A 24,334-nucleotide genomic window follows, 5' to 3' on the forward strand; every position below is an offset into this window, starting at 1 on the left:
ATGAGAACAAAGATCCATCCGCATGGGAGGCGGGCGGCCATTTTGTCCGCATTCCTGGCATCCGCGGCGCTGCTCTCGGGCTGCTCCGACGGATCCAAGTCCGAACCCGTGGCAGAGCAGAAGCCCAACATTCTTTTCATCGTGCTCGACGACTTCGGCCTCGACCAGCTGACGTTCTACGGGTACGGCGGCGCCGCGCCCCCCAAGACGCCCAACCTCGCCGCGATCGCCAGGGCCGGCGTACAGTTCCGCAACGCCTGGGCCATGCCCACCTGCACGCCCACGCGCGCGAGCTACTTCACCGGGCGCTATCCCTCGGTCACCAACGTGCTGAACGCGGTGGTGTCCACGGACCTCGCCAATTCCGAGATATCCCCCTATGAGGTCACCGTGCCCAAGCTCTTGCGCACGCAAGGCTACGTGAGTGCGCTGATCGGCAAGATGCACCTGACGGGCTCGGATCTCGGCACCGCCGCCAATCTGCCCTATGGCCACCAGACCATGTGGAAGCTGGGGTGGGATTATTTTGATGGCTACCTGGACGGCGCGCCGTATCCGATCGACACGCGGGCCGGACGCACCACGGTGGAGGAAGGGACATACAAGTGCGGCTTCGTCCCGAACACGACCATGGATGCGGAAAACGGGGCCGACGAAGGGGCGTGCTATTTCGCCACCGGCGCCTGCGAGACCCTCGCCCGGGGCGGCGACATCGTCACGCCGGGGCGCACCTGCATGGAGCGGGGCGGCATTTTCGATCCGGGCGCGTCGTGCCAGGCCAAGGTGCCGGATTACATCGATTTCACCGCGCAGAACGGTTATTACACTGGCGAGTTCATCCAGAGCTGGGCCGACGGCAGGACGAACAAGATACCGGTCTCTGATCCTTCGGCGCGCGGCTATCGCACCACGATGGAAACCGACCGCGCGATCGCCTGGGCCAAGCAGCAGTCTGGCGACAAGCCGTGGATGATGTCGGTGGGCTATTCGGCCATCCACGCGCCGCTGCAATTGCCGCCGCTTTCGCTGATCTCCGAGACCACGCCGGGCCGCAACGACCTGCTGCCTTGCTCGCCGGCCAGCGATTTTGAAGGCGCGCCGGGCATAACCAAGGTGACGGACCTCGTCGAGGCCCACCTCATCACCAACCTGATGGTGGAGGCCATGGACCGCGAGATCGGGCGCCTGCTGGTCGAGCTGGGGCTGGCCACCTGGAACGAGGACGGCTCGCTGAATTACCAGCCGGAAAAAACCAACACCATGGTGGTCGTCATGGGTGACAACGGCACCTACGTGAACAGCGTGAAGTTCACCGAGCCGGGCAAGTTCGACCCCGTGCGCTCCAAGGGATCGGCGTACCAGACCGGTGTTGCCGTGCCCCTGCTGGTGGCCGGCCCGCTGGTGAAGGATCCCGGACGCGAGGTGGAGCACCAGGTGAGCGCGCCCGATCTCTACCGGCTGTTCGCCGAGATCGCGGGCGCCGACGTCGAGGGCAATATTCCCGCCTATCGCCCGGTGGACGCGCGGCCCATGTTGGCCTACCTGACCGACCCCGGCCAAGGCCCCATCCGCGAGCTGAACTTCGCTGAGGTGGGAACGAACTTCACCAACCCGTCTACCGACATCACGCCGCAGCCGTGCGTGGTCGAGGCCGCCAACGTCTGCTTCACCATCTTCCCGAACAAGGAGTTGTGCTCAGACCAAAGCGGGGTGTGGTACGGCGCCAATTCTGGCCTGGCCGGCGTGCCGGAGGAGGGCTACATGCATTGCGGACAGGTGAACTCCTACCTCATGTCAAAGGGCGAGGAGCCGGTATTGGTCTTCGCCGACTCGGAGAAGGCGGCCAGCGACGGCAAGTACAAGCTGGTGCGCGTGAACCGCAAGACCTACTCCATCGATACGGAACATCCGGAGAACTCTGAGTACCTGCGCAATGAAAATACGGACGAGCTCTACCGGATCGAGATGAGCGTTCCCAACCCCACCCTGGATAGGGAGGGCAGCGCCATCGCCATCGGTTCGCCCACCATTACCGATCCGCTCGATCCGGAAGCGCAGGCGGCTTATCTCAAGCTGAAGGCCGAGCTGGACGAGCGGGACGAAGTCGCGAGCTATTACTACAACTATGACACTGTCCACTGCCCGGGGGACGGGAATCGCGACGGCGTGGTCGACCAGCAGGACTTGGACAACTGGGCTGAGCTGAGTCAGCTGAACAAGTACGAAGGCGTTGCCCAATCCAGCTGGTACGACTTCAACCACGACGGCAAGACGGATGATGCCGACCGGGCCATCATCCAGAACAACCTGGGCAAGACCTGCAAACTGGTCGCGGCCGGTTGACGTCGCCGGGGCTGCGGGCTCAAACCGCCCGCAGCCAGCGGGTGCGGGTCCTACGCTGCTGCGTGATCAGCGGCGGCAGCGGGAAGGGGCCGTCGTCGTCGCAGGGCGATTCGTACGGCTTCCTGATCAAGCCTGCCAGTTTGTACGGTGGAGAAGGCAGGGGATCGAAGCGCCGGCCGGTACGGACGATGCGGTGCATCTTGTCGACGTTGTACAAGCGCCAGCCCGGGGGATCGCCCGCCCGGCCGTCGAGCTGCCATGCAATCACGATCAGCGTGCCATCAGTCGTCGTTCCCAATGAATGGGGATGCGCAACGCGCGTGGCGCCATGGTAATGAAACTGGAGCTCGGACCGGATTGCGATCGCGGCGGACAAAAGAGAACAGCGTGTTTCGTTGTGCATTGCAGTACGGTAATCCTGTTGGGATCGCCTTGATGGTAGCGCCAGAAAAGCAAGATCGCCACAAAAATGTTGCGATGCACAAATCGGGTTCAGGGTGCACCATCCCTGCGCGCGAAAAACACTGATGTGGTGCGGAAAATCGCCCAGGCCATGCCCTCCCCAGGCTTGCGCGTCGCCGGCGCGAGGACGCCCCGGCGCCCCGACGAAAACCCGGCGTGGGCGCGGGGCGTGGCTGGCGCTTCACACGACCGTAAGCGTGACATCGATGTTGCCGCGCGTCGCATTCGAATACGGGCATACGACGTGCGCTTTCTGGACCAGCGACTCGGCCGTGGCGCGGTCGATGCCCGGCAGCGAGATCTTGAGTTCCACTTCGATGGCGAAGCCGGTCGGGATGGGGCCTATGCCTACCGAGCCATCGATCTTCGCATCGGCGGGCAGGGTGATTTTTTCCTTGGACGCCACGAATTTCAGCGCACCCAAGAAGCACGCCGAGTAGCCGGCAGCGAATAACTGCTCGGGGTTGGTACCGTTGCCGCCTGCGCCGCCCAGCTCTTTGGGGGTGGACAACCGCACGTCCAGGACGCCGTCCGAGGAGACGGCTTTGCCGTCACGGCCGCCGGTGGCCGTGGCATGCGCGACGTATAGGACTTTCTCGATAGACATGATGAAGCTCCTTCGTTGATGTGGCGAGGGCGCTGTTCAGGATGCAACCGGCGCGCCCGGGATCGGCTGCATAAGTCTTTGACGATTAAATCGCGTGCTATTTAAGTCATGGGCACGTCCATTCCACTATGGACCGACAGGCTCAAACATGTTTGAGCAGATTGTTCCGCAAGGTTTCCAGCTGTTGTTTCAGGTCCGCTAGCTGTGCCGGGCTGCATGCGCTCGCGCACAGCACCGCTGACGGGATGGAAGTGGCCTTCGCCTTGAGCTCGCGGCCTGCGGGAGTCAAGGTGATGAGCACTTGGCGTTCGTCGTCCTTGCTGCGCGTGCGCGCAATCAGCCCCATGACCTCGAGCCGCTTCAGCAGGGGCGTGAGCGTGGCCGAATCCAGGAACAGCCGCTGGCCAAGTTCGGAAACGGTCAGGTCATCCCGCTCCCAAAGCACCAGCATGGCGAGGTACTGGGGATAGGTCAGCCCCAGCTCGCTGAGCAGCTGGCGGTACAGCTTGTGCATGGCCAGGTTGGCGGAATACAGCGCGAAGCACAGCAAATTGTCCAGCAACAGCGCGTTGAATTTCGAGGAAGGCGTGTCCATGCCCGTCATTATGAATAGCTCGAAATTAAATCGCAAGCGATTTAATTTCGGCGGCGCTGGAAATGGCAACAGTTAGCGCGCTCGGTGCCTAAGCCCTTCGCGGCCTTGGGCGCCTGGGGGTCACGATTGATTACGTATGGTAGTCCCCGCGTCACATAGGGCCGGTGTACAGTCAGTTTCACGAAAGCTTTGTGTGTTCGCGGAGTGGGCAGCACGCAGGCTTCAGTTTCCTCGGGAACGGATCATGATTAGGAAAACATTGATCGTCGCGTTGACCTGTGCCGGGCTGGCGTTCGGCGCTGTCGCGGAGGCCAAGGATCGCGGCCGGGGCCATGGGCACGGCCCCGGCCATGGCCATAGCCACTTCGATAAGCACGGGCCCCGCGCGCACCACAAGCACAAGGGTCACCACCACGGTTACGGGCGTGCTCCCAAGATCATCCACCATCATGTGTGGACGCCGCCTCCGCGTCATTGGTCGCGCGGGGACCGCTTGCCGCATTTCCACCGCGGCGGCTACCACGTGATCCATGACTGGCACGCCCATCGGCTGTACCGTCCCCACCCGGGCCACCAATGGGTGCGCGTGGGGTCCGAATACCTGCTGGTGGCCGTTGCCTCCGGTATCATCACCGCCATCATCCTCAACCAGTAGTCCCCGCCGGTCCGCCTGGACATCGGGGCAGGATCCATGTCCATGCGGTACGCACGCCTGAAAGCCTGTGCAGCGGCGTGGCTGGTGCTGGCGGCCACGCCGCTGTGCGCCCAGACCATTCTCCACAGCGAAAAATCCGCTTTTGAAGACATCGTGGTCTATGAGGCCGGCGGCGAGCGCTGCATGAAGTTCGGCAGCGTGTTCGCGCCGGGCCGCCAGAGCTGCCAGTTGCCCGAGCGTCCCCACGAGCTGCTCTTCGATTACACCCGCATGATGATGGGGGCGCTTTACCTGCGGCCGGATCCCCAACGCATCCTCATCATCGGGCTCGGGGGAGGCAGCCTGCCCACGGCGCTGGCGAGCGCCGTCCCGCAGGCCCGGATCGACGTGGTCGAGATCGATCCGGCCGTGGTGCGCGTGGCGCACCAGTTCTTCGGCTTCCGGGAGGGGCCGAACATGCGGGTGCACGTGGCCGACGGCCGGGAATTCGTGCAGGCGGCCGGCCGCAGCGGCGATCGCTACGACCTCGTCATGCTGGACGCCTTCGACGAGACCTATATTCCCCGCCACCTTTCGACCGTGGAGTTCATGCGCGAAGTGCGCGCGATCCTGGTGCCGGGAGGCGTCCTCGCCTCCAATACCTTTGCCTCCAGCGCTTCGTATGCCAGCGAATCGGCTACCTATGCCGAGGTCTTCGGCGAGTTCTACAACCTGCGCAGCGCCAACCGCGTCATCCTCGCCTCCACCGGCGGCTTGCCCGACCGCGAGACGCTGGCCGAGCGTGCCCGCGCGTTGCGGCCGCGGCTGGCGCCGATGAAGGTGGACGATGCGCGCCTGTTACCCATGTTTTCTACCCGTCGCGATTGGCCCGGCGACGCCAAGCCGCTGCGCGACTGATCAGCGTAGCAGGCTGGCCGGGTCTTCCCGGTGCACCCGGCGCACGGCGAATAGCCCCGAGATGAGGGCGATGCCCATGACCAGGGCCGCGCAAACGAGCGCCACGAAGGGGGTCATGCGCACCGGCACGTTTTGATTGTGCGCCACCGCGAGCAGCGCAGCGCACAGAATGGCGGCCAGCGCGGTGCCGGTCAGGCCCACGCCCAAGGCCTGCTGTAGCACGACGTTGCGCAACGCGGACACCCCTACCCCCATGGCCTTGAGCGTGGCGTAGGCGCGCATGGAGCCGGCGATGGCGGCAATCAGCGTTTGGCTGGTGATGGCAGCCCCTGCGACGAACACCACCGCGGCGAGGAAAAGGACGCCCGCGCCCGCGCCGGTTTGCAGCAGCCAGTAGAGCTGGGTCTTTCTGGAGAAGGCTTCGCTGGTCCAGACCTCATATGCGCCGAAGCTGCGGTGCTGCGACAGGCGCTCGCGCACGGCTGCAACCTGGGTGCGGTCGCGCACTTCGGCGACGAAGTAGGTCGGCAGGCTGCCTTCCTCAGGCGTGCTGATCAACTGCGCGGTCTCGGCCGAGGCGAGGACGTTGGCGCCGTCCAGCGCGCGCAGTCCGTTGACCACGCCGACCACGCGCACGGGATGGCCGTTGAGCGTGGCCTGGCCACCGGGCCGGGTGCGCAGCTTTTGCAGGTCGGCGCGGTCTACGATGATGGCGCCGACTTCGGCCAGCCGCTCGCGCAGGTCCAGTGGCAAGACCCGGGAAAACAGCAGGCCGTCGGGGCGCACGTTGATGCCGGATACGGCGACGCTCATGCCGCCCCGGGTTTCGGGGCTGCGCCATTCGGCATAGCGCAGGTAGAAAGGTTCGACCGCCGCGATGCCCGGGTCCATGCGCAGGGGCATTTCGATCTCGGGGCTCAAGGGAAGCCCCTGGTCGATGCTTTGCGTCCCGGGCGAGCCTATCCATAGATCCCCGCGGGAGCCGTTGACGTAGACCGCTGCGTTGCCGAAGATGCCGAGCACCAGCGCGGCTTGCGCGAGCAGCAGCAGCCCCGAGAAGGCCACCGCGATGACGGCGGGCAGGAAGCGGGGCCATTCGTGTATGAGGGTCTTGCGGGCCAGCATGTCTCAATCCCGTTGGGCCAGGGTGCATCCGGCACAGCGCGGACCCGGCAGCGACCCCGCAGGGGCGGCCGCGTCCGTGGAGCGAGACGCGGACGGAGGGAGAGAGCCTGCGGGCTCGTCGCCGCTGAGGCCCAATCCGGGAGTATCGGCGGGAAGCGGGCCGCCGCCCACCGCCTTGTGCAGCGAGATGAAGGCCAGGTCCTGCGCCAGGGTGGTGGCCGACACGGCCAATTGCGCCTGGATGCGGCGTGCGGCGAGATCGAGGTGGTCGAGTTCGCTGGCAAGCTTGGCGGCCTCGAGCCGGCGTGCCCGCTCGAGCGCGCCGTCGAGCGCCTGGACGGCTTTTTCCTCGGCTTCGCGGCGCTTGCGATATTCATCGAGCTCTATCAAGGCCGCTTCAGCTTCCGCCGCGCTGCTCAGCACCGTTTGCCGGTAGGCTAGCAGGGCGGCATCCAGTTCAGCGCTGCGGGCCCGTTCGGCGGCCTGCCGGCGTCCGTAGTCGAACAGGGGGATGTCGATCAAGGGTCCGAGCGAGAAGATGGCTTGCGTACTCGTGCTGGATTCGCTGCGACGATTGAAGTTGTTGGCGAAATTGCTGGCGATGGTCAGGGAGCCGCCCAGCCCCAGGCGCGGGTAGAGGTCTGCGCGTGCGATGCCGAGCGCTCCCGCGGCGTGGAGCACGCGGGCCTGCGCCATCCGGATGTCCGGCCGTGCGCGCAGCAGGTCGGCCGGCGTGCTGCGTATGGCGGCCCGCAGCGGGGGAAGCGCCGTGGCGGCCGGCGCCTTCGTCCAGGATGGGTCCGGTTCGCTGCGGCCAAGCAGCGTGGCCAGGCGCAGCGCACTCTGGCGTATCGCCACGCGGGGGTCGGCGAGCGCCGCGCGGGCCTCTTCCAGGGCAGCGCGTGCGCGATCGAGATCCGCCCCGGACGCCAGGCGCGTGCGATGCCGCAGCGATACCAGTTCCACGTGCCGCGCCCGCAGCGCGACGGCCTCGTTGAGCAATCGCTCGCGCATTTGCGCGTGGCGTAATTCGCGATAGGCGCGGACCACCTCGGCCACGACGCTGATGCGCGCGCCTTGCAGCGTCGCCGCGGCGGCATCGACGTCGGCGCGGGCCAAGCGCTCGGCGGCTTCGGCCCGGCCGAAGAGCCCGAGCTCCCAGGTCGCGTCGAAGCCGGCTTGGAAGTAGGAGCTGCGCGCATCGGCGGCAACCGCATCGCGCGTGCGGAAGGCGAATTCAGGGCGATAGGGCCCTTCGGCTACTCCATGCAGGAGCCGGGCCGCCTGGAGGCGGGCATGGGCCTCGGCCACGGTGAGGTTGTCCGCGAGCGCCTGTTCGACGAGCTGGTCCAGGGTCGGATCGCCGTAGATTTTCCACCAGGACGCCGGGTCGGGGGCCGGGGCATCAGTGGCGTTGCGCCATTGGCTGGGCGCGCCTGCCGGCAAGGAGGGCTCGGGCATGCTCATGCATCCGGCGAGGGCCGCGGACGCGAAAAGCAGCATGAGGCGTAGCGCCGGACGAACCGGGAGCCGGGCGGCCGGCGGCAGGAAACGGAAAAACGGCATGACGTAGGAAGCGGCGGTTCGGCCTGGCGGCGGCGCCGGGCAGGCGAAGGGGTTATGGCCAGACGTGATCTTACTGTTAGTTACCGTGCGACGGGGAGGTCGCGCCGCCGTGCAAACAATCTGGCCAAATAGTAATGTATCGCGCCGCGCGCAACCCGGTGTTCCGATTAGCTATGCGTCCATTACAACAAAGACGGCGGCTGGAGGGGTCGGACACCTACAGATGGCGGTATTTCTGCGATACTTCGCGATGCGGGTCGCGAAGGGTTGTGGTGACGTTTCCGTAAACCCCCCATCATCACAATGACAAGCATTGGGCGTTCGGCCCAAAAACTGACTGCGGCTGTAACTGATCTCCCCCGAGGTTTCCCTTTAATGACCACCGAATCCCAACTGCTTGCCGACGAGGCACAATACTGCTCGTTCGGCGATACCGTCCATTACGTCAATCCCCCCAAGATTTTCGAGCGCTGCGAAGGCAGCTACATGTTCGATGCCAACGGCACGCCATATCTCGACCTGCAGATGTGGTACTCCGCCGTCAACTTCGGCTACGGCAATGAGCGCCTGAACAATGTGCTCAAGCGCCAACTGGACATCCTGCCCCAGGTGGCCAGCCAATACCTGCATCCCACCAAGATCGAGCTGGCCAAGGTCATCGCCCAGGACGCCGAGCGCAAATTCGGCTACAAGGGGCGCGTGCACTTCAACGTAGGTGGCTCGCAGTCCATCGAGGATTCCCTCAAGCTGGTGCGCAATGCCACCGGCGGCAAGAGCCTGATGTTCGCCTTCGAGGGCGGCTATCATGGCCGCACGCTTGGTGCGTCGGCCATTACCTCGAGCTATCGCTATCGCCGCCGCTACGGCCATTTCGGCGAGCGTGCGTATTTCGTGCCGTTCCCCTATCCGTTCCGCCGTCCGCGCGGCATGACGCCTGAGGAATACAGCGAGCACTGCGTGGCCCAGTTTGCCCGCCTGTTCGAGACCGAGTACAACGGCGTCTGGGATCCCAAGGTGGGCCAGGCCGAATATGCCGCGTTCTACGTCGAGGCCATCCAGGGCACGGGCGGCTATGTCATTCCGCCGCCTGGCTTCTTCAAGGGCCTGAAGAAGGTGCTCGACCAGTACGGCATCCTGTTGGTGGTCGACGAGATCCAGATGGGGTTCTATCGAACCGGCAAGCTCTGGGCCATCGAACATTTCGGGGTCAAGCCGGACGTGCTGGTGTTCGGCAAGGCGCTGACCAACGGATTGAATCCGCTGGCCGGCCTGTGGGCGCGGGAAGAGCTGATCAACCCCACGGTTTTCCCGCCGGGGTCGACCCATTCCACGTTCGCATCCAATCCGCTCGGCACCGCCGTCGGCCTGGAAACCATGAAGATGCTGGCCGAGGTGGACTACGAGTCCATGGTCATGGCGCGCGGCGCTCATTTCCTGGAAGGCTTGAAGGATTTGCAGAAGCGCCATCCGGAAATCGGCGACGTGGACGGCCTGGGCCTGGCCTTGCGTGCGGAGATCTGCACCGAAGACGGGTTCACGCCCAACAAGCCGCTGCTCGACCGCATGGTCGACATCGGCCTGTCCGGCGACCTGGACTACAAGGGCAAGAAGATGGGGCTGGTCCTCGACGTCGGCGGCTACTACAAGAACGTCATTACCTTCGCGCCGTCTCTGCACATCACGCCGGAAGAAATCGACCAGGGCCTGGCGCTGCTCGACCAGCTGTTGACCCGTGCAAAGAAAGGCGGTTGATGGCACGGGTCCGGGGGCGACCCCGGACTTTCTCCGGCCTTACCTGAATCGACTGGAGCCCGAAGGGCTGGTGGGCCATTTCCTGGCCTGCCCGCCTGAGGGCTTTTCCGCTTGGGTGACCGCGTACGGCGGTCCCATGTTTCGTGCGCGGTTCGATCTCTTGACGACCGCGGATGACGATGCCAAGCGCTTTCTCCGACGCCTGCCGGGATTTCGCTGGTGGCGGCGCTTCCTGCAGCCGCTCACCGCTTTTGTCGGCACGACCGTGACGGAATATGCGCTGCTGGCGAGCGGTAGCGATCCCGACCGCTTGGCTGCGCAATGGAAGGCGGAGTACGGAGGCCAGCACCCGTTCTTGATCGTCAAGGATTTGCCCCAGTCGTCTCCGTTGTTGAGCCGGGAAGAGAACGAGCATGCTGCGGCGCTGGCCCGTGCCTGCGAGAAGGAAGGCTATGTGTTGGTCGAAGGGCAGGCGCTCGCGTATGTACCGATCGACTTCGACAGCCAGGACGCCTATCTCGGGCGCCTCTCGCATTCGCGGCGCAAGGATATCCGGCGCAAGCTGAAAAGGCGTGCGGAGCTGGAGATCGAGCAGGCCAGGACCGGCGATCCGCGGTTTCGTGATCCCGAAGTGCTCAAGGAGTTCTATGCGCTATACATGAACGTATATGCGCAGAGCGAAATCCATTTCGACCGCCTGACCGAAGCGTTTTTCGAGCGGGTGCTACAGGACGGGGACAGCGGCGGCATCGTTTTCATTTACCGCCGCCGCGGCGAGATGATCGGGTACAACCTCTGCTTCGAGTGCGAGGGCAATCTGGTCGACAAATACATCGGCTTGCGCTATCCCGAGGCCCGGGAGTGCAACTTGTATTTCGTCAGCTGGATGGTAAACCTCGAGTACGCGCGCGAGCGCGGGCTGCGCTATTACATCGCGGGTTGGACCGATCCCCAGGTGAAGTCCTACCTGGGCGCATCGTTCACCTTCACCCGGCATGCCGTGTACATACGCAATCCGCTGCTGCGCGCCGTGTTGCGCCGTCTTGCGGGGCGCTTCGAGGGCGATCGGGCCTGGAGCGAGGAGCGCTCCTAATGAATGGCGGGCCGCTGATCCTTGATTTCGACGGCGCGTGCGGTCCGACCGAGGGGGCCGTGGTGTTGCCCCTCCAAGGATGGCAGGAGGCCGTCCGCTTCGGCTGCTCGCTGTCTACCTTCCGTGCGCTGTGGCGCGAGCTGGATGCCATGCTGCCTGCCGCCCATGGGCCGGTGCTGATGGGAAGTGGCGATTTCCACCACCTGAGCTGGCCGCTCATCGAACGCCTGCGCGACCGGGGGCCGTTCCGGGTCGTGGTGTTCGACAACCACCCCGACAACATGCGCTATTTGTTCGGGATCCACTGCGGTTCTTGGGTGCGGAGGGTGGCCGCGCTGCCTTTTGTCACGCACGTGCACGTCATTGGCATCACTTCTTCCGACGTTGGATGGGGGCATAGTTGGGAAAACTATTTGCGCCCGCTGGCTTCGGGCAAGCTCAGCTATTGGTGCATGAACGTGGACGTCGGCTGGGCCCGGCTGTTGGGGTTGGGGCATGCGGTGCGCAGCTTCGACGGGCCCGAGGCAATGATGCAGGCGGTGTCGTCCGCGCTGGCCGCATCGCGGGAGCCAACGTACCTGTCCATCGACAAGGATGTGTTCAGTCCCGAAGTCGCGCGCACCAATTGGGACCAGGGCATCCTCGCAGAGTCGCATCTCGCGCAGGCACTGGAGGTGCTCGCCGGGCAGCTGATCGGGAGTGACATCACCGGCGAAGTCTCGCTTTATCAATACCGCACGTGGTGGAAGCGCTGGCTCAGCGCCGCCGACGGGCAGGAGGCACCGTCGGCCGGGCGCTTGGCGCAATGGCAGGCGCAGCAGCATGCGCTCAATGCGCGATTGATCGATCTGCTGTCGGCCGCATCGGGGGATTGACGGAGACGTCGGCAGCGATGCGCCGCTCGATGTGGGCCAGGGACGCTTCCACCTGGTCTACGAGTATCAGGCACAAATCGCCCGGTTCAAGCGCATCCATGGCGATGTCGATGGCCAGGAATTCGCCCCGGACCTCCCGTACGTCGCGCGCGCGGGCGGCGCCTTCCAGGCCCTGCCGGAGCAGTGCGAGGACTTCGCCGTCGGCGCGCCCGCGCTGGCATTGATCTTCGTACAGCACGACGCGGTCGAATGCGGCGCCGAGTATTTCGGTTTGCTTGCGGATGTCGATATCGCGGCGATCCCCGGCCGCACTGATCACGACCGAGCGCCGCTTGGCAGGCAGCCGGTCCATGGCCCGCACCAATGCCTGGATGGCGTCGGGATTGTGGCCGTAGTCCGCGAAAACGGTTGCACCCCGGAATTCGTACTGATTGAAGCGCCCGGGGGCGGTTTGCGCATCGCTCACGAAGCCCGCCAGCCCGCGCCGCACGACTTGCCAGTCCAGGCCGAGCGCCCAGGCCGCCGCGATGGCCGCCATGGCGTTCTCGACCTGGAAGTCGATGGCGCCGGCGTAAGTCAGCGGGATTTCTGACAACGGGATGGCATATTCCTCTGGGCCTTGCGCGGCCACGATGGCATCACCGTCCCGGTAGACCACGCGTTGGTTCTTGGTGCGATGTGCGGTAATCAGCGGATGCTGCCGGTCGTTCGAGAAGAAAATGATCGAACCCGGACAGCTGCCTGCCATGTTGGCTACATTGGGGTCGGTCGCATTGAGCACCGCCGTGCCCGCCGGGGCGACATTTTCCACGATTACCCGCTTCACCACGGCAAGATCTTCGACCGTGCTGACGAAGTTGAGGCCAAGGTGGTCGCCCGTGCCGATGTTGGTCACGACTGCCACGTCGCAGCGATCGAATGCCAACCCCTCGCGCAGGATGCCGCCGCGCGCTGTCTCGAATACGGCGGCGTCGACGTCCGGGTGCAGCAGGACGTTGCGCGCGCTGCGTGGCCCGCTGCAGTCACCCACATCTATGCGGCGCCGTCCGATGTAGACGCCGTCCGAGTTGGTCATGCCCACGAGGTGGCCGTTCGCGCCCAGCAAGTGTGCGATCAGGCGCACCGTCGTGGTCTTGCCATTGGTGCCGGCCACGGCGACGACGGGGATGCGGCCGTTGTCCCCGGGCGCGAACATTTCGGCGATGATGGCTTCGCCCACGGCGCGCGGTTTTCCGTACGAAGGCGCCAAGTGCATGCGCAGGCCGGGCGCGGCGTTGACCTCCACGACGGCGCCGCCCTGGCTCTCCAGCGGCTCGATCACCGTATTGGCCACCACGTCGACCCCGCAGATATCCAAGCCTACCGTCCGCGCGGCCTCGATGGCGCGCGCGGCCAGTTCGGGATGCACCTCGTCCGTGACGTCCGTCGCGGTTCCGCCGGTGCTCAGGTTGGCATTGTTGCGCAAGATGACAAGCGTGCCGTTGGGCGGCACGGAGTCGGGGGTGTAGCCGGCTTTTGCCAGCGTGGCCAGGGCGATGTCGTCCAGCCGGATCTTGGTCAGGCTGGTAGCATGGCCTTCGCCGCGGCGTGGGTCCCGGTTGACCGCCTCAACCAGTTCCCGGACGGTATGCACGCCGTCGCCATACACCTGGGGCGGATCGCGCCGCGCCGCGGCGACCAGGGTGTTGCCGACGACCAGCAAGCGGAAATCGTGGCCGGGGACGTAGCGCTCGACGAGCACTTGCGTACCGTATTTCGCCGCTACGGCATAGGCAGCTTCCACCTGCTCGCGGGTCACGAGGTTGACGGCGACGCCTTTGCCCTGGTTGCCGTTGCGCGGCTTGACCACCACCGGCAGGCCGATCTCTTGCGCGGCTTTCCACGCATCTTCTCCATCGGAGACGGGACGCCCCCGGGGGACGGGCACGCCAGCCGCATGCAGCAGGGCCTTGGTCAACTCCTTGTCTTGCGCGATCGATTCGGCGATTGCGCTGCTGCGGTCCATTTCGGCAGCCAGGATGCGTCGCTGCCTCCTGCCCCAGCCGAATTGGATCAGGCTGCCGTCGGTCAGCCTGCGGTAGGGGATGCCGCGCTGTATCGCCGCTTCCACGATGGCGCTCGTGCTCGGGCCGATACGCACGTCTTCGTCCAGGTCACGCAATTGCCTGAGGGCAGCGTCCAGGTCGAATGGCGAGTCCTGTTCGGCAGCCTCGCACAGTTGCAGAGCGAGATCCAGGGCCAGGCGGCCGACTTTTTCCTCGCTGTATTCCACGACGACCTGGTAGATGCCGGCTTCGACCGTCGGCACGATGCGCAAGAAGGTCACGGGACAGCCCGCCTGCGATTGCAGCGCTAGCGTGGCGAACCCGAGCGCGGCCGCCATGGAGACCGCCTCGTCTTGTCCTACCGGCTGCAACAAGCCGATGGCGGGAAAACGCGCGCGAAGCCGAGTCTCGAAATGCGGAATGCCGGCGATGGCGCGTTCGGCTTCGGTGCACGAGACGATGGCCTCGAGCACCGTGCGGCGGCTCCAGAGATTCGGGCCGCGCAGGGCGCGGATGCGTGAGACTTTCATGAACGGTTTCCTTGATTGCCGGCGCTCCGCGCCGGGCGTCTTTCCTTTGCCTCAGGCCGCAGTCGCTGGCCCGGTCGACATGCTGAACGTTTCGACGCCGGCGCGCAGGCAATCGAGGGACAGGCCGAGCGCCCAGCCGGCAGCGACGGCGGCCAGCACGTTCGCGATCGCACGTCCGTCGCGTGGATTGTTCAGCCCGACCGCCGAGGCGAGGCCGTCCAGCACGGTTTCCGCTTGCCCTTGCGCGAGCACGATGGCTTCGCCGCGTAGAAAAACGGCCCGTCCGTCCCCGGCACGGTGTTCGACGATGCGCGGCAGGCCGCCGTCGAGCGCGAAGAACACGATGCCGCCGGGGCATAGGCTTGCCATCTCGGCCACCCGCTCATCGGCGGCGTTGAGCACTGCATGGCCCCGGGGCAGCACCACGTCGACCTGCGTGCGCAGTACGCTGTAGATCTGTTCGGGCTCGACGATGCACAGGTCGGGGTGCGTATGCGCGGGATCGAGGCCGGACACGATGCCCACCTCGCAGTGGTCGTACGCCAGGCCTTCGGTCAGGATGGCTCGCGCGCCGTTTTCGATGACGGCCGCTTCGATCATCGGGTTCATCAAGGCCCGGCGCGCGGACTCCCATCGGGCCGGTGCGGTGTCGACGCAGCGTTGGTCGAAGTAGAGGCCCAGGCCAGAGGCGAGGGCCGTGCGGCGTCCCGCCAGCTGCAGGAAATGCGCCACCCGGTGCGCGATCTCGGTCGTGCCGTGGCTGCCGCTGACGCCCACGAGCGGGATCCGGCCGTCGGCGTCGCCTGGGAAGAGGTGATCCACGATGGCTTTTCCCACGGGCCTGGGCTTGCCTTCGGCGGGCTTGAGGTGCATGAGCAGTCCAGGCCCCGCGTTGACCTCGACGATGGCGCCGCCCTGTTCCTCCAACGGACGGGAAATGTCTTCGGCCACCAGGTCCACGCCGGCGATGTCCAGGCCGACGATGCGTGCCGCGAGCCGCACGTGGTCCGCGATCGAAGGGTGCACCTCGTCGGTCACGTCGAAAGCGACGTTGCCATTGCGCTGGATGAGCACTTCCGCGCCTGCAGGCGGCACGGAATCGGCGTGATAGCCTTGGCGCTGCAGTTCGACGCGGGCGGCGGAATCGAGGGTCACGGGATTGAGCGGGTGTTCTTCGGTGGTGCCACGCCGAGGATCCGAGTTCAGCTGGAGCTCGATCAGTTCCCGGATCGTGGATTTTCCGTCGCCGACGACCACGGCAGTCTTGCCGCGGGCCGCGGCGACCATGCGGTCGCCCACGACGAGAAGCCGGTGCTCGTTGCCGGGAATGAAGCGCTCGACGATGACGCCGCTGCCTTCCTGCATGGCTACGTCGAAGGCGGTTTCGATGGCTTCCCGGGTGTGCAGGTCGAGGAAGACGCCGCGCCCATGGTTGCCATCGCAGGGCTTGACCGCCACGGGCAGGCCGATCTCTTGTGCGGCTTCCCAAGCATCTTCTTTGCTCTCCACCATGCGTCCTTCGGGAACGGGCACGCCGCAAGCCTGGAGCAGGCGACGGGTCAAGTCTTTGTCGCAGGCGATGCTTTCGGCGACCGCACTCGTGCGGTCGGTCTCGGCGGTCCAGATCCGGCGCTGGGCAGCGCCGTAGCCGAGCTGGACCAGATTGCCCTGGTTCAGGCGAATGGAAGGGATGCAGCGCTCCTGCGCCGCAAACACAATGCTGGCCGTGCTGGGCCCGAGCCAATGCCGGTTGACGAGCTCGCGCAGGGAATCGACCGCGGCGCCGACATCGAAGGGACGGTCTTCGATGGCCGCCATGATGAGGTCGCGCGCGGCGTACAGCGCGGCCCGGGTGACCTCCTCCTGGTAGGCGCTGACGACGACGCGATAGACGCCGCGGGGAGAGGCTTCGCGCGCCCTGCCGAATCCGCCGGGCAAGCCAGCCAGGTTTTGGAGCTCCAGCGTGACGTGCTCCAGTATGTGGCCCGGCCAGGTGCCTTCGCGCACCCGGCGCAGGAATCCTCCCCGCTCCCCATAGCTGCAGCGATGTTCGACCAACGACGGCAGCCAGGCCTCCAGGCGCTCGTAAAAACCGGGGATGCGATTGGACGGATAGTCTTCGAGATCCCCTATGTCGATCCAAGCCTCGAGGACGGGTGGATACGTCCACATGCTGGGCCCGCGCAGGGACAGCACATCGAGGAATTCAATGCGTTTGCGATTCATGATGCGAGTTGAGTCGGGCCGGGCGCCGCGTGCGCAAGCGGGTAGATGGGCGGGTATGCGATGCGTGCAGTGTTGGGACGGGTGTGTCCGGTGAAGTAATAAGTTTGCGTACGCTCTCGCGGCGTACTCGATCGATCCGGTGATGTGGGTGGATGAGCGCAAATGTATTGCCCGCCCGCACGCCAAGCAAGGGCGGCGCGAGCGCCTAGGGTAACCCCGCGATGCGGCGCTACAACGCATTTCTCCTCCAGACGCGCGACAATGATCGCAGCGCTAATGCTTACAGAAGTCTGACATAATTCCACGAATCATAGATTGTTACAAATACTTTCTGGGCCGGTTCAGGCCGCCTGTCGATGACGTTTCCCCCCACGCTTGCCATGCTGCCGCATGCTTGGCTGGGCGCCTCCGCCCCGCAGCTGACGGCGGACGAGTCCGTCTGCGCCTGGGTCGAGCTGGACCTCGACACCGAGCTGCGCTATGCCCGCGGCATACTGGTGTTGACCGAGAGCCGGCTCTTGTCGGGGACGGCATCGGGCTGGACGGATTGGCCGCTGGCGCAGGACCTGAAGCTGGCGCTGTCCGACCACGCAGGCGTCGTGACGCTGGAGCTGCTCACGCCGAGCGAACGCCGGGCGCAGTGGCGAACCACCATGGCCCAGCATGCGGGCGTGGTGCGGTTCGTCGAACAGTTCGACAGGCAATTGCAGGCCTTGGCGCGGGGCGAGGTGGCTGCCCGGCCGGAGGCCGCCTGCCCGAGCTGCCAAGCGCCACTGCCTGCACACCAGACGCGCTGCCCAGCGTGCGAAGCGGATGCTCCCGCGGCCGACAAAGGTTGGGCCCTGTTGAGGCTGCGTCGTTTCGCGCGCCCATACCGGGGCCGGCTGTTCGCCGGCTTCATCCTGACGATTCTTTCCACCGCCGCCGCGCTGGTGCCGCCTTATCTCACCATGCCGCTGATGGACGAGGTGCTGATTCCGTTCCAGAACGGCAAGCCCATCGACTATGAGCTGGCCGCGTTGTATCTATCCGGCTTGCTTGGTGCGGCGGTTCTAGCGTGGGGGATGGGGTGGTCGCGCACCTATCTCTTGGCCTGGGTCAGCGAGCGCATCGGGGCGGACCTGCGGACGACGGCGTACGAGCATTTGCAGCAGCTGTCGCTGGAGTATTTCGGCGGCAAGCGCACCGGGGATTTGATGGCGCGCATTGGCAACGAAACGGACCGCATTTGCGTGTTCCTGTCGCTGCACCTGCTGGATTTCGCCACCGATGTGCTGATGATCCTGATGACCGCGGCCATCTTGGTTTCCATTGATCCGTGGCTGGCGCTGGTCACGCTGCTTCCGCTGCCCTTCATCGCCTGGCTCATCCACCTAGTGCGGGACAAGCTGCGCCATGGCTTCGAGAAGGTGGACCGCAACTGGGCCGAGATCACGAACGTGCTGGCCGACACCATTCCGGGCATTCGGGTGGTCAAGGCCTTTGCGCAGGAGAAGCGGGAAGTGGCACGCTTTCGCGAAGCCAATAACCACAATCTCGTCGTCAACGACCGGGTCAATACGGTGTGGTCGATGTTTTCTCCCACGGTCGTGCTGCTCACGGAAGTCGGCCTGCTGGTGGTCTGGATATTCGGCATCTGGCAGATCGCCAACCATCGCATTTCGGTCGGCGTACTGGCAGCGTTCCTGGCCTACATCAGCCGCTTTTACATCCGCCTCGATTCCATGAGCCGCATTGTTTCGGTGACGCAAAAGGCAGCGGCGGGCGCCAAGCGGATCTTCGACATCCTGGACCGCGTATCCAGTGTCCCGGAACCGGCCCATCCTATTCCGATCAAGCAGCTTCAGGGACGGATCCGGCTGCGAGACGTGGGGTTCCGCTACGGCACGCGAACGGTGCTGCGAGGCATCGACCTGGACATAGCGCCGGGCGAGATGATCGGGCTGGTGGGGCACAGTGGGTCCGGCAAGAGCACCCTCGTCAACCTCATCTGCCGCTTCTACGACGTGTCCCAGGGGGCGATCGAGGTGGACGGGGTGGACATCCGTTCGCTGTCGCTTTCGGCGTACCGGCACAACATCGGCGTAGTGCTGCAGGAACCGTTCCTTTTCTTTGGCACGGTGGCCGAGAACATCGCGTACGGCAAGCCGGATGCGACGCGCGAGGAGATCGTCGCCGCCGCGCGTGCCGCCCACGCGCACGAGTTCATCCTGCGCCTGCCCCACGGCTATGATTCGCTGGTGGGCGAGCGAGGGCAGGCGCTGTCGGGCGGCGAGCGCCAGCGGATCTCCATCGCTCGCGCCCTGCTCATCGATCCCCGCATCCTGATCCTCGACGAGGCGACCTCTTCGGTCGATACGTCGACCGAACAGGAGATCCAGAAAGCCCTGGACAACCTGGTACGGGGGCGGACGACGATTGCCGTCGCGCACCGGCTCAGCACCTTGCGCCGCGCCGACAGGCTGGTGGTGTTGGACCGTGGCCGCATCGTGGAGCAAGGCCGCCATGAGGAGCTCATCGCCAAGGGGGGAGCGTATTACCGCCTGCACCAGGCGCAGATGCGGCAGCTCGATCCCGAAGCCAGCGACGAACCGGACGGGGAAGAGGCATGACACACGGCGCATTCACCCTGAGCCGCAACGCTTTCGGCAAGCTGGTGTACACCCCTGCGGAGGGCGGCCAGGCGGAAGAAGTAGTGCCGGTTCGCGCCTTCCCCATCCATGCCGAATCAGAGCACATCTCCCTGGTCGGGCCAGGGGGGCACGAGGTGGCATGGATATCCCGCCTTGCCGACTTGCCCGGCGATGTCGCCCGCCTGATTCGGGAAGAGCTCGGCCGTCGCGAGTTCATGCCCGAGATCCTGCGCATCGTGAGCGTGGCCAGCTACATCACCCCCACCACCTGGACGGTCGAGACACATCGCGGCGAGACGCAGCTCTGGCTCAAGAGCGAGCAAGACATCCGGCGCATTTCGTCGTCCAAGCTGCTCATTTCCGATGGCCACGGCATTCACTTCCTCATACGGGACCTGGAGCGCCTTGACAGGAACAGCCGGCGGATCTTGGACCGCTTTCTTTGAAGCCGGGCGCGGCGGGACGGTTAGCGCAAGGCCGATTCCAAGGCGTGGCAGACCGCGCCGAAAAGCTCCTCGTCCAGCCAGTGACTGTTAGTGACGCTTAGCGTACGCGCGGCGAAATCGCGGGCGTGGGGAAGCGGGGCGTCCGGGACGATGGGGCGCAGGTAATCGTAGTCGGGCAGGGTGTGGACGAATAGCGGGCCGACTCCCAGGCCGGTGCCCCAGAGCCGCTCCAGTGCGCGCGCACGGGTGTCAGCATCGGGCAGGACCAGCATGAAGAACGGCCAGACGCCTTGCTCTCCCGGTCTGTCCTGCAGCACTGTCACGCCGGGCAGGCTTTGCAGGCGCGCAAGCCGCTGCGCGGCGCGCCCAGTGGCCTGGTCGAGAAAGGCAGGCAACCGCCTTGCCGCCTTGGCCCCGACCGCGCGGCGCCACGCTCCTACGCGGTGAACCGGAATGTCGAAGGAAAAGTCATCTCCTGCCGCCCGGACGGGATCGCCGGCGCGCAGGGCTGCGCGCTGCGGCCGGCCGTAGGCGAGCCGCATGCCGCGCGGCCCATAAAGCGCCGCGTAGCCCATGAGTTCCAGGCAGCGCCGCAGCTCCCATCCCAGGTGACGGCCGACGACGCGGTCGCTGGTCGCTTGCAAGGCGCGGCGCAGCGCGGGATCGCGGGCCACCAGCAGGCCGCCTTCGAAAATGCTGAGCCCCTTGCCGGCGGCCAGGCTGAAGAAACCGATGTCGCCGTCCAGGCCGACGCTTTGTCCCGCCCTGCGCGCGCCCAGCGCCTGGGCTGCGTCTTCGATGAGGGCGGCGCCGCATTTCTCGGCGCAGCGCCGCGCGAATTCGACGTCTGCGACCCGGCCTGCCAAGTGCGTGACGACGATGGCGAGCGTATCGTCATCGCAGGCGCTCTCCAGCGCCCCAGGATCGAAATCGAAATGATCCGGCGCCAAGTCGCACAAGCGCATTCGCAACCCGCAGTGGTGAACCGCCAGTGCCACCAGTGGGCAGGTGTAGGCGGGGAGCACCACGGTCTTGCGCGGGCTGCGGGCGGCCAGCGTCCGCAGCGCCACGATGAGGCAGGCCGTGCCCGAGCATTCCAGCTGCAGTGCCGGCACGCGTAGCCAGGCGGCGAGCCAGGCTTCCAGGTCGGCTGGCCCGCCCGGAAGCAGGTCGCGCCAGCGCAGCGGCAGGCCCGCGGTAGGCGGAACCTCGATGCCGGCGCGGTGCACGCTAGGGGTCTGCACGGCCGGGCTCCGCGGCGCTACGGGTTTCCTGCGCTTCGCCTAAGGCCAGGCAGACGATGCCGCCGATGATGAGCAGCGCGCCGAACGCCTGGCTGGCGCTGATGCGCTCGTCGAACAGCCATACCGACGCCAGCATGACCGTGACGACCTCGAGGTGGGATGCGGCGAAGGCCGGGCCGATGGGAGCGCGCTTGAGCAGCGACATCCAAGTGAAGAAGGCGCCGATGTATCCGATGAACGCGCCGTATATCCAGGGCTGTCCGAATACTCGCAGCAGCCAGTCTAGGTCCGCGGCGAGCGGCATGGCCTGGTTGGCTGCGTACTTGAAGCTGATCTGCGCCAGGGTGTCGAACGCCATCAGCAGGCCGAATCCGATGAGATAGAAGCGATGCATCAGGGCAGCCCCACTACGGCAACGCCGATGGCAATCAGCACGATGCCCGCGACCCGCAGCGGCGTCAGGCGCTCATGGAAGAAGAAGCGACCGGCGATCATGATGGCAACGATGTTGATCGAACCCAGCAGCACGCCCTCTGAGAGCGGAACGAGCGACAGAAAGGCGAGCCAGACGACGAACTCGAATACGTAGCAGCTTATGCCTATCCAGATCCAGGGCCGTCTTGCCAGCTGGCGCCAGTATTGCAGCCCGGTCCCGCTCGCGGGAGTGGTGGCGGCGGCCTTGAAGGCGAGCTGGCCGCCAGTGTCCACCAGGACGTTGAGCGTCCAGAGCAGGGCGACGAGCGGCGTCATCGTGCTGCGGCCAGCCGGACGCCTTGCGCCTCGACCGAGTGCTTGCGCTGCGCGGCGATGTTGGAGAAGAACTCGACCGACTCGCGGATGACCTCGCGCCGCTCGCGATCCACGGTGATCATGTGATAGCTGTCGTGCAAGAGCACCAGTTTGGTCGGCCCGCTCACGCGCTTCATGACCAGATGGGCGTTGCTGACGCTCGCCATGTCGTCTTCGGCTGCATGAATAATCAAGCAGGGGCAGCGGACCTTGTGCAGCTCCTTGCGTACCGTGGCCGACAACTGGATCAGCTCGGCCAGGGAGGGGAACGGGTTGCCGGGCAAGCCTGCCTCGGCGCTGTCGCCACTGAGCATGCTGGACGAAATCGAGGCGCGCAGGCGCTCGTCTTTCAGCCCGTAGGGCGGCTCTTCTTCGAAGACCCGGTCTTGAAAGAGGTTGAAGCGCTTGAACCAGGGCAGCAGGAAGGAAAAGCACCGGTACCACGGGATGTTCCACCCGTCGTAGCGGAACGTGGCGCCGTAGACGCCGACGCCGTCGATGTCATCGGGCCTGTCGGCCGCCGCCTTGAGGGCGAGCACGGCGCCCATGGACAACCCGGCCACGAAGCAGTGGTCGACGTCCTGGCGCAGCCGGTCCACTGCTTCCAGCACGCTGGCGTACCAGTCTTTCCAGCCCGTGCGCACGAGGTCTTCGACGTCCCCGCAGTGCCCTGCGAGTTGCATGCCGTACACGGTGAAGCCGGCTCGGTGCAGCCCCTTGCCGACCGTTCGCATTTCATTGGGGGTGCCGGTCAATCCGTGAATGAGCAGCACGCCGGCCCGGCCGCCCTTCAAATAATAATCCGCAGCTTTGATCATGAGATGTGTCGTGGCGCCCGCCGTCAAGCCGTGCTGGCCGCGGCGGACGATGTCGCGAATCCACGCGGAGGCTGCGCGATGGCGTGCAGCTGACCGCTCAGGATGAAATCGAGCGCATTGCGTGCTTCGTCGAAGCCCGCGATGGGAATGTGGACCAGCCCGTGCTCGCGGCAATGTTCGATCAGGCGGTGCTTGGCGAGCACCAGGTCGACCGTGCCGGACACGCAGAAATCCGAGGCACCATCACCCACGTAGAGGATCTTGTCGTGGGCGGTGCGCACGACGGAGCCGTATGAGCATTTGCAAGTGCCGCTCGCCTTGCGGCAGGCGCCATCCGCGTAGGGAAAGGCCAACTGCCAGCTGCGCGGGCCGGTTTGTTCGAAGCGGTTCGCCACGACCGGCAGGTCGGCCAGCCCGTGGCGATCCAGGATGGCAGTGATCACCGAGGTAAGGCCGTCGCTCACGACGTGCACGGGCGTGCCAAGCTCCCGCGCGCGTGCCACGAAGGCGGGAAAGTGCGGATCGATCTCGATGCCGGCCACCAATTCGTCCAGTTCTTCGCGGCTGGCGTCGATGAGCGCGATCTGCTTGGCCATGCACTCGCGCGAACCGATTTCTCCGCGCTCCCACGCGGCTTCCAGGTCTTCCCATCCCGGCTTGCCGAAATGCTCCAGCAAGGTGTCGGTGACGTCCCGTTTCGAGATGGTGCCGTCGAAATCGCACAAGACGATCCACTCGGCTCCAGGCTGGTTTTCGGCGACGTACTGACTAAGCAACATGACAAGCCTTTAGGGAAGGAAACGAACCAGTACCCGTTGGCCGACACGCAGCTTATCGGGATTTTCTATTGACAACAGGCATTCGACGCCCCGGCGGCTGATCCGTTCCTGTGGATCGTCGCTGGGCGCCATCACCTGGAAGACGCTGCCTATGCGTTCGAGGCGAGCGGCTATCGGGGGATTGCCGGGTGCGGCCTCGACCACGATTTCGGCCTGCATGCCTTTTTTCAGCGGAGCGACATAGGCTTCGTTGACTTCTGCGCGGACGACCAGCCGGCCCTTGGGCAGCAGCCGCAATAGCTCCGTCTGGGCCGCGACGGCATTGCCGACCTGGGCATTCAGTCCGACCACTTCGCCGTCGACGGGGGCGCGCACCTGCTGGCGCTCGAGCGTCCATTGCGCGGCGCGCAGTTTCTGGCGCGCGACGTCGACAGCCGCCTGGGAGGCAGCAACCTCCGCTTCGGACCGGACGACTTCGTGCCGGGCGTCATCGGCGGTCTGGCCGTCTATCGCGCCGCCGGCGGCCGCTTCGGCCAGGCGCCGGGCTCGCTCCTGCAGGCCGGGCAGGCGGGCGCGCAGGACGCGTTCCTGCGCCTGGGCTTGCCGCAGTTCTGCTTCGGCGGCGTCCACGGCCAACTGCGCGGCGGCGGGATTGAGTTCGATCAGCGTTTGACCCTTCTTGACCTGGTCGCCGTCGCGCACGTGCACGCGCATGACCGTCCCGTCCACCGCCGCGCCGACGCGCACCAGGCCGCCTTCGACGTCGACGCGGCCCCGCGCGACGGCGACGTAGGCCGGTTGTTCCGCCATGCTCTGCGTGGGCTCCTGTTGGCGGGAACATCCCGTCATCATCA

The 24,334-nt window shown here is 65.6% G+C and carries 20 protein-coding genes and 1 pseudogene; 8 read left to right on the top strand and 13 right to left on the bottom strand.

The annotated features are described in order from the left end of the window. Entirely contained in the window at window positions 1-2,343 is a 2,343-nt protein-coding gene (locus tag Q0319_RS01795; RefSeq protein ID WP_299450518.1) for a sulfatase-like hydrolase/transferase, read from the top strand. Between the two features lie 19 nt (window positions 2,344-2,362). Here the strand turns inward: Q0319_RS01795 and Q0319_RS01800 are convergent, their stop codons facing one another. The 3 genes from Q0319_RS01800 to Q0319_RS01810 form a co-directional block, all read right to left on the bottom strand. Continuing rightward, the gene (locus Q0319_RS01800; RefSeq protein WP_296462856.1) at window positions 2,363-2,746 is read right to left on the bottom strand and encodes a WYL domain-containing protein; all 384 of its coding nucleotides are present in this window, start codon (window positions 2,744-2,746) and stop codon (window positions 2,363-2,365) included. Between the two features lie 240 nt (window positions 2,747-2,986). After that, the gene (locus Q0319_RS01805) at window positions 2,987-3,412 is read right to left on the bottom strand and encodes an organic hydroperoxide resistance protein (RefSeq protein WP_296462853.1); all 426 of its coding nucleotides are present in this window, start codon (window positions 3,410-3,412) and stop codon (window positions 2,987-2,989) included. Between the two features lie 142 nt (window positions 3,413-3,554). After that, window positions 3,555-4,007, bottom strand: a complete 453-nt coding sequence (locus Q0319_RS01810) for a MarR family transcriptional regulator (RefSeq protein ID WP_296462850.1) — start codon at window positions 4,005-4,007, stop codon at window positions 3,555-3,557. 244 nt (window positions 4,008-4,251) lie between these two features. Here Q0319_RS01810 and Q0319_RS01815 point away from each other — a divergent pair, with 244 nt between their 5' ends. Beyond that, on the top strand, window positions 4,252-4,662 hold the full coding sequence (locus Q0319_RS01815; RefSeq protein ID WP_296462847.1) for an RcnB family protein: 411 nt from the start codon (window positions 4,252-4,254) through the stop codon (window positions 4,660-4,662). 42 nt (window positions 4,663-4,704) lie between these two features. Then, on the top strand, window positions 4,705-5,559 hold the full coding sequence (locus Q0319_RS01820) for a fused MFS/spermidine synthase (RefSeq protein WP_296462844.1): 855 nt from the start codon (window positions 4,705-4,707) through the stop codon (window positions 5,557-5,559). Here the strand turns inward: Q0319_RS01820 and Q0319_RS01825 are convergent, their stop codons facing one another. Then, window positions 5,560-6,684 carry an ABC transporter permease gene (locus Q0319_RS01825; protein WP_299450520.1) on the bottom strand — a complete coding sequence of 375 codons (1,125 nt, stop codon included), beginning with the start codon at window positions 6,682-6,684 and terminating at the stop codon, window positions 5,560-5,562. It abuts the gene before it with no gap. A 3-nt stretch (window positions 6,685-6,687) separates the two neighbouring features. Continuing rightward, window positions 6,688-8,145: a TolC family protein gene (locus tag Q0319_RS01830; protein WP_299450521.1), complete on the bottom strand. Its 1,458-nt coding sequence runs from the start codon at window positions 8,143-8,145 to the stop codon at window positions 6,688-6,690. Window positions 8,146-8,625: 480 nt separating this feature from the next. Here Q0319_RS01830 and Q0319_RS01835 point away from each other — a divergent pair, with 480 nt between their 5' ends. Genes Q0319_RS01835 through Q0319_RS01845 form a run of 3 tightly spaced genes read left to right on the top strand, consistent with a single transcriptional unit; the run spans window position 8,626 to window position 11,970 of the window. Next, a complete protein-coding gene (locus Q0319_RS01835; protein WP_296462836.1) occupies window positions 8,626-10,002 on the top strand; it encodes an aminotransferase class III-fold pyridoxal phosphate-dependent enzyme in 1,377 nt (458 codons plus the stop codon). A 43-nt stretch (window positions 10,003-10,045) separates the two neighbouring features. Further along, entirely contained in the window at window positions 10,046-11,095 is a 1,050-nt protein-coding gene (locus tag Q0319_RS01840; RefSeq protein WP_296462921.1) for a peptidogalycan biosysnthesis protein, read from the top strand. After that, window positions 11,095-11,970, top strand: a complete 876-nt coding sequence (locus Q0319_RS01845) for an arginase family protein (RefSeq protein ID WP_296462832.1) — start codon at window positions 11,095-11,097, stop codon at window positions 11,968-11,970. The genes Q0319_RS01840 and Q0319_RS01845 overlap by 1 nt, the downstream gene beginning before the upstream one ends. Here Q0319_RS01845 and cphA (Q0319_RS01850) read toward each other — a convergent pair. Continuing rightward, window positions 11,924-14,545 (bottom strand): cyanophycin synthetase, encoded by a 2,622-nt coding sequence (gene cphA / locus Q0319_RS01850; RefSeq protein ID WP_299450524.1) that lies wholly within the window; start codon window positions 14,543-14,545, stop codon window positions 11,924-11,926. The genes Q0319_RS01845 and cphA (Q0319_RS01850) overlap by 47 nt on opposite strands. Before the next feature lie 78 nt (window positions 14,546-14,623). Further along, window positions 14,624-16,771 (bottom strand): annotated as a pseudogene (cphA, locus tag Q0319_RS01855) (cyanophycin synthetase); the annotation flags it as partial. A gap of 380 nt (window positions 16,772-17,151) precedes the next feature. Here cphA (Q0319_RS01855) and Q0319_RS01860 point away from each other — a divergent pair. Both Q0319_RS01860 and Q0319_RS01865 read left to right on the top strand, forming a co-directional pair. Further along, complete coding sequence (locus Q0319_RS01860) at window positions 17,152-19,383, top strand: ABC transporter ATP-binding protein (RefSeq protein WP_299450645.1); 2,232 nt, start codon at window positions 17,152-17,154, stop codon at window positions 19,381-19,383. Continuing rightward, window positions 19,380-19,850 carry a DUF1854 domain-containing protein gene (locus tag Q0319_RS01865; RefSeq protein WP_296462824.1) on the top strand — a complete coding sequence of 157 codons (471 nt, stop codon included), beginning with the start codon at window positions 19,380-19,382 and terminating at the stop codon, window positions 19,848-19,850. Before Q0319_RS01860 ends, Q0319_RS01865 begins: the two co-directional genes overlap by 4 nt. A gap of 20 nt (window positions 19,851-19,870) precedes the next feature. On the opposite strand, the gene Q0319_RS01870 is transcribed toward Q0319_RS01865, so the two are convergent. The 6 genes from Q0319_RS01870 to Q0319_RS01895 are packed head-to-tail and all read right to left on the bottom strand — an operon-like array spanning window position 19,871 to window position 24,290. Next, window positions 19,871-21,094, bottom strand: a complete 1,224-nt coding sequence (locus Q0319_RS01870) for a DegT/DnrJ/EryC1/StrS family aminotransferase (RefSeq protein WP_299450527.1) — start codon at window positions 21,092-21,094, stop codon at window positions 19,871-19,873. Further along, window positions 21,081-21,488: an EamA family transporter gene (locus Q0319_RS01875; RefSeq protein ID WP_296462818.1), complete on the bottom strand. Its 408-nt coding sequence runs from the start codon at window positions 21,486-21,488 to the stop codon at window positions 21,081-21,083. The genes Q0319_RS01870 and Q0319_RS01875 overlap by 14 nt, the downstream gene beginning before the upstream one ends. Further along, complete coding sequence (locus Q0319_RS01880) at window positions 21,488-21,844, bottom strand: EamA family transporter (RefSeq protein WP_296462815.1); 357 nt, start codon at window positions 21,842-21,844, stop codon at window positions 21,488-21,490. Before Q0319_RS01880 ends, Q0319_RS01875 begins: the two co-directional genes overlap by 1 nt. Further along, window positions 21,841-22,701, bottom strand: a complete 861-nt coding sequence (locus Q0319_RS01885) for an alpha/beta fold hydrolase (RefSeq protein WP_296462812.1) — start codon at window positions 22,699-22,701, stop codon at window positions 21,841-21,843. The genes Q0319_RS01880 and Q0319_RS01885 overlap by 4 nt, the downstream gene beginning before the upstream one ends. A gap of 23 nt (window positions 22,702-22,724) precedes the next feature. Then, entirely contained in the window at window positions 22,725-23,480 is a 756-nt protein-coding gene (locus tag Q0319_RS01890; protein WP_299450530.1) for an MtnX-like HAD-IB family phosphatase, read from the bottom strand. 9 nt (window positions 23,481-23,489) lie between these two features. Then, window positions 23,490-24,290: an efflux RND transporter periplasmic adaptor subunit gene (locus Q0319_RS01895; protein WP_299450533.1), complete on the bottom strand. Its 801-nt coding sequence runs from the start codon at window positions 24,288-24,290 to the stop codon at window positions 23,490-23,492. Window positions 24,291-24,334 lie beyond the last annotated feature (44 nt).

Source organism: uncultured Pigmentiphaga sp. (genome assembly GCF_937950555.1).
Taxonomy (GTDB): Bacteria; Pseudomonadota; Gammaproteobacteria; order Burkholderiales; family Burkholderiaceae_B; genus Pigmentiphaga.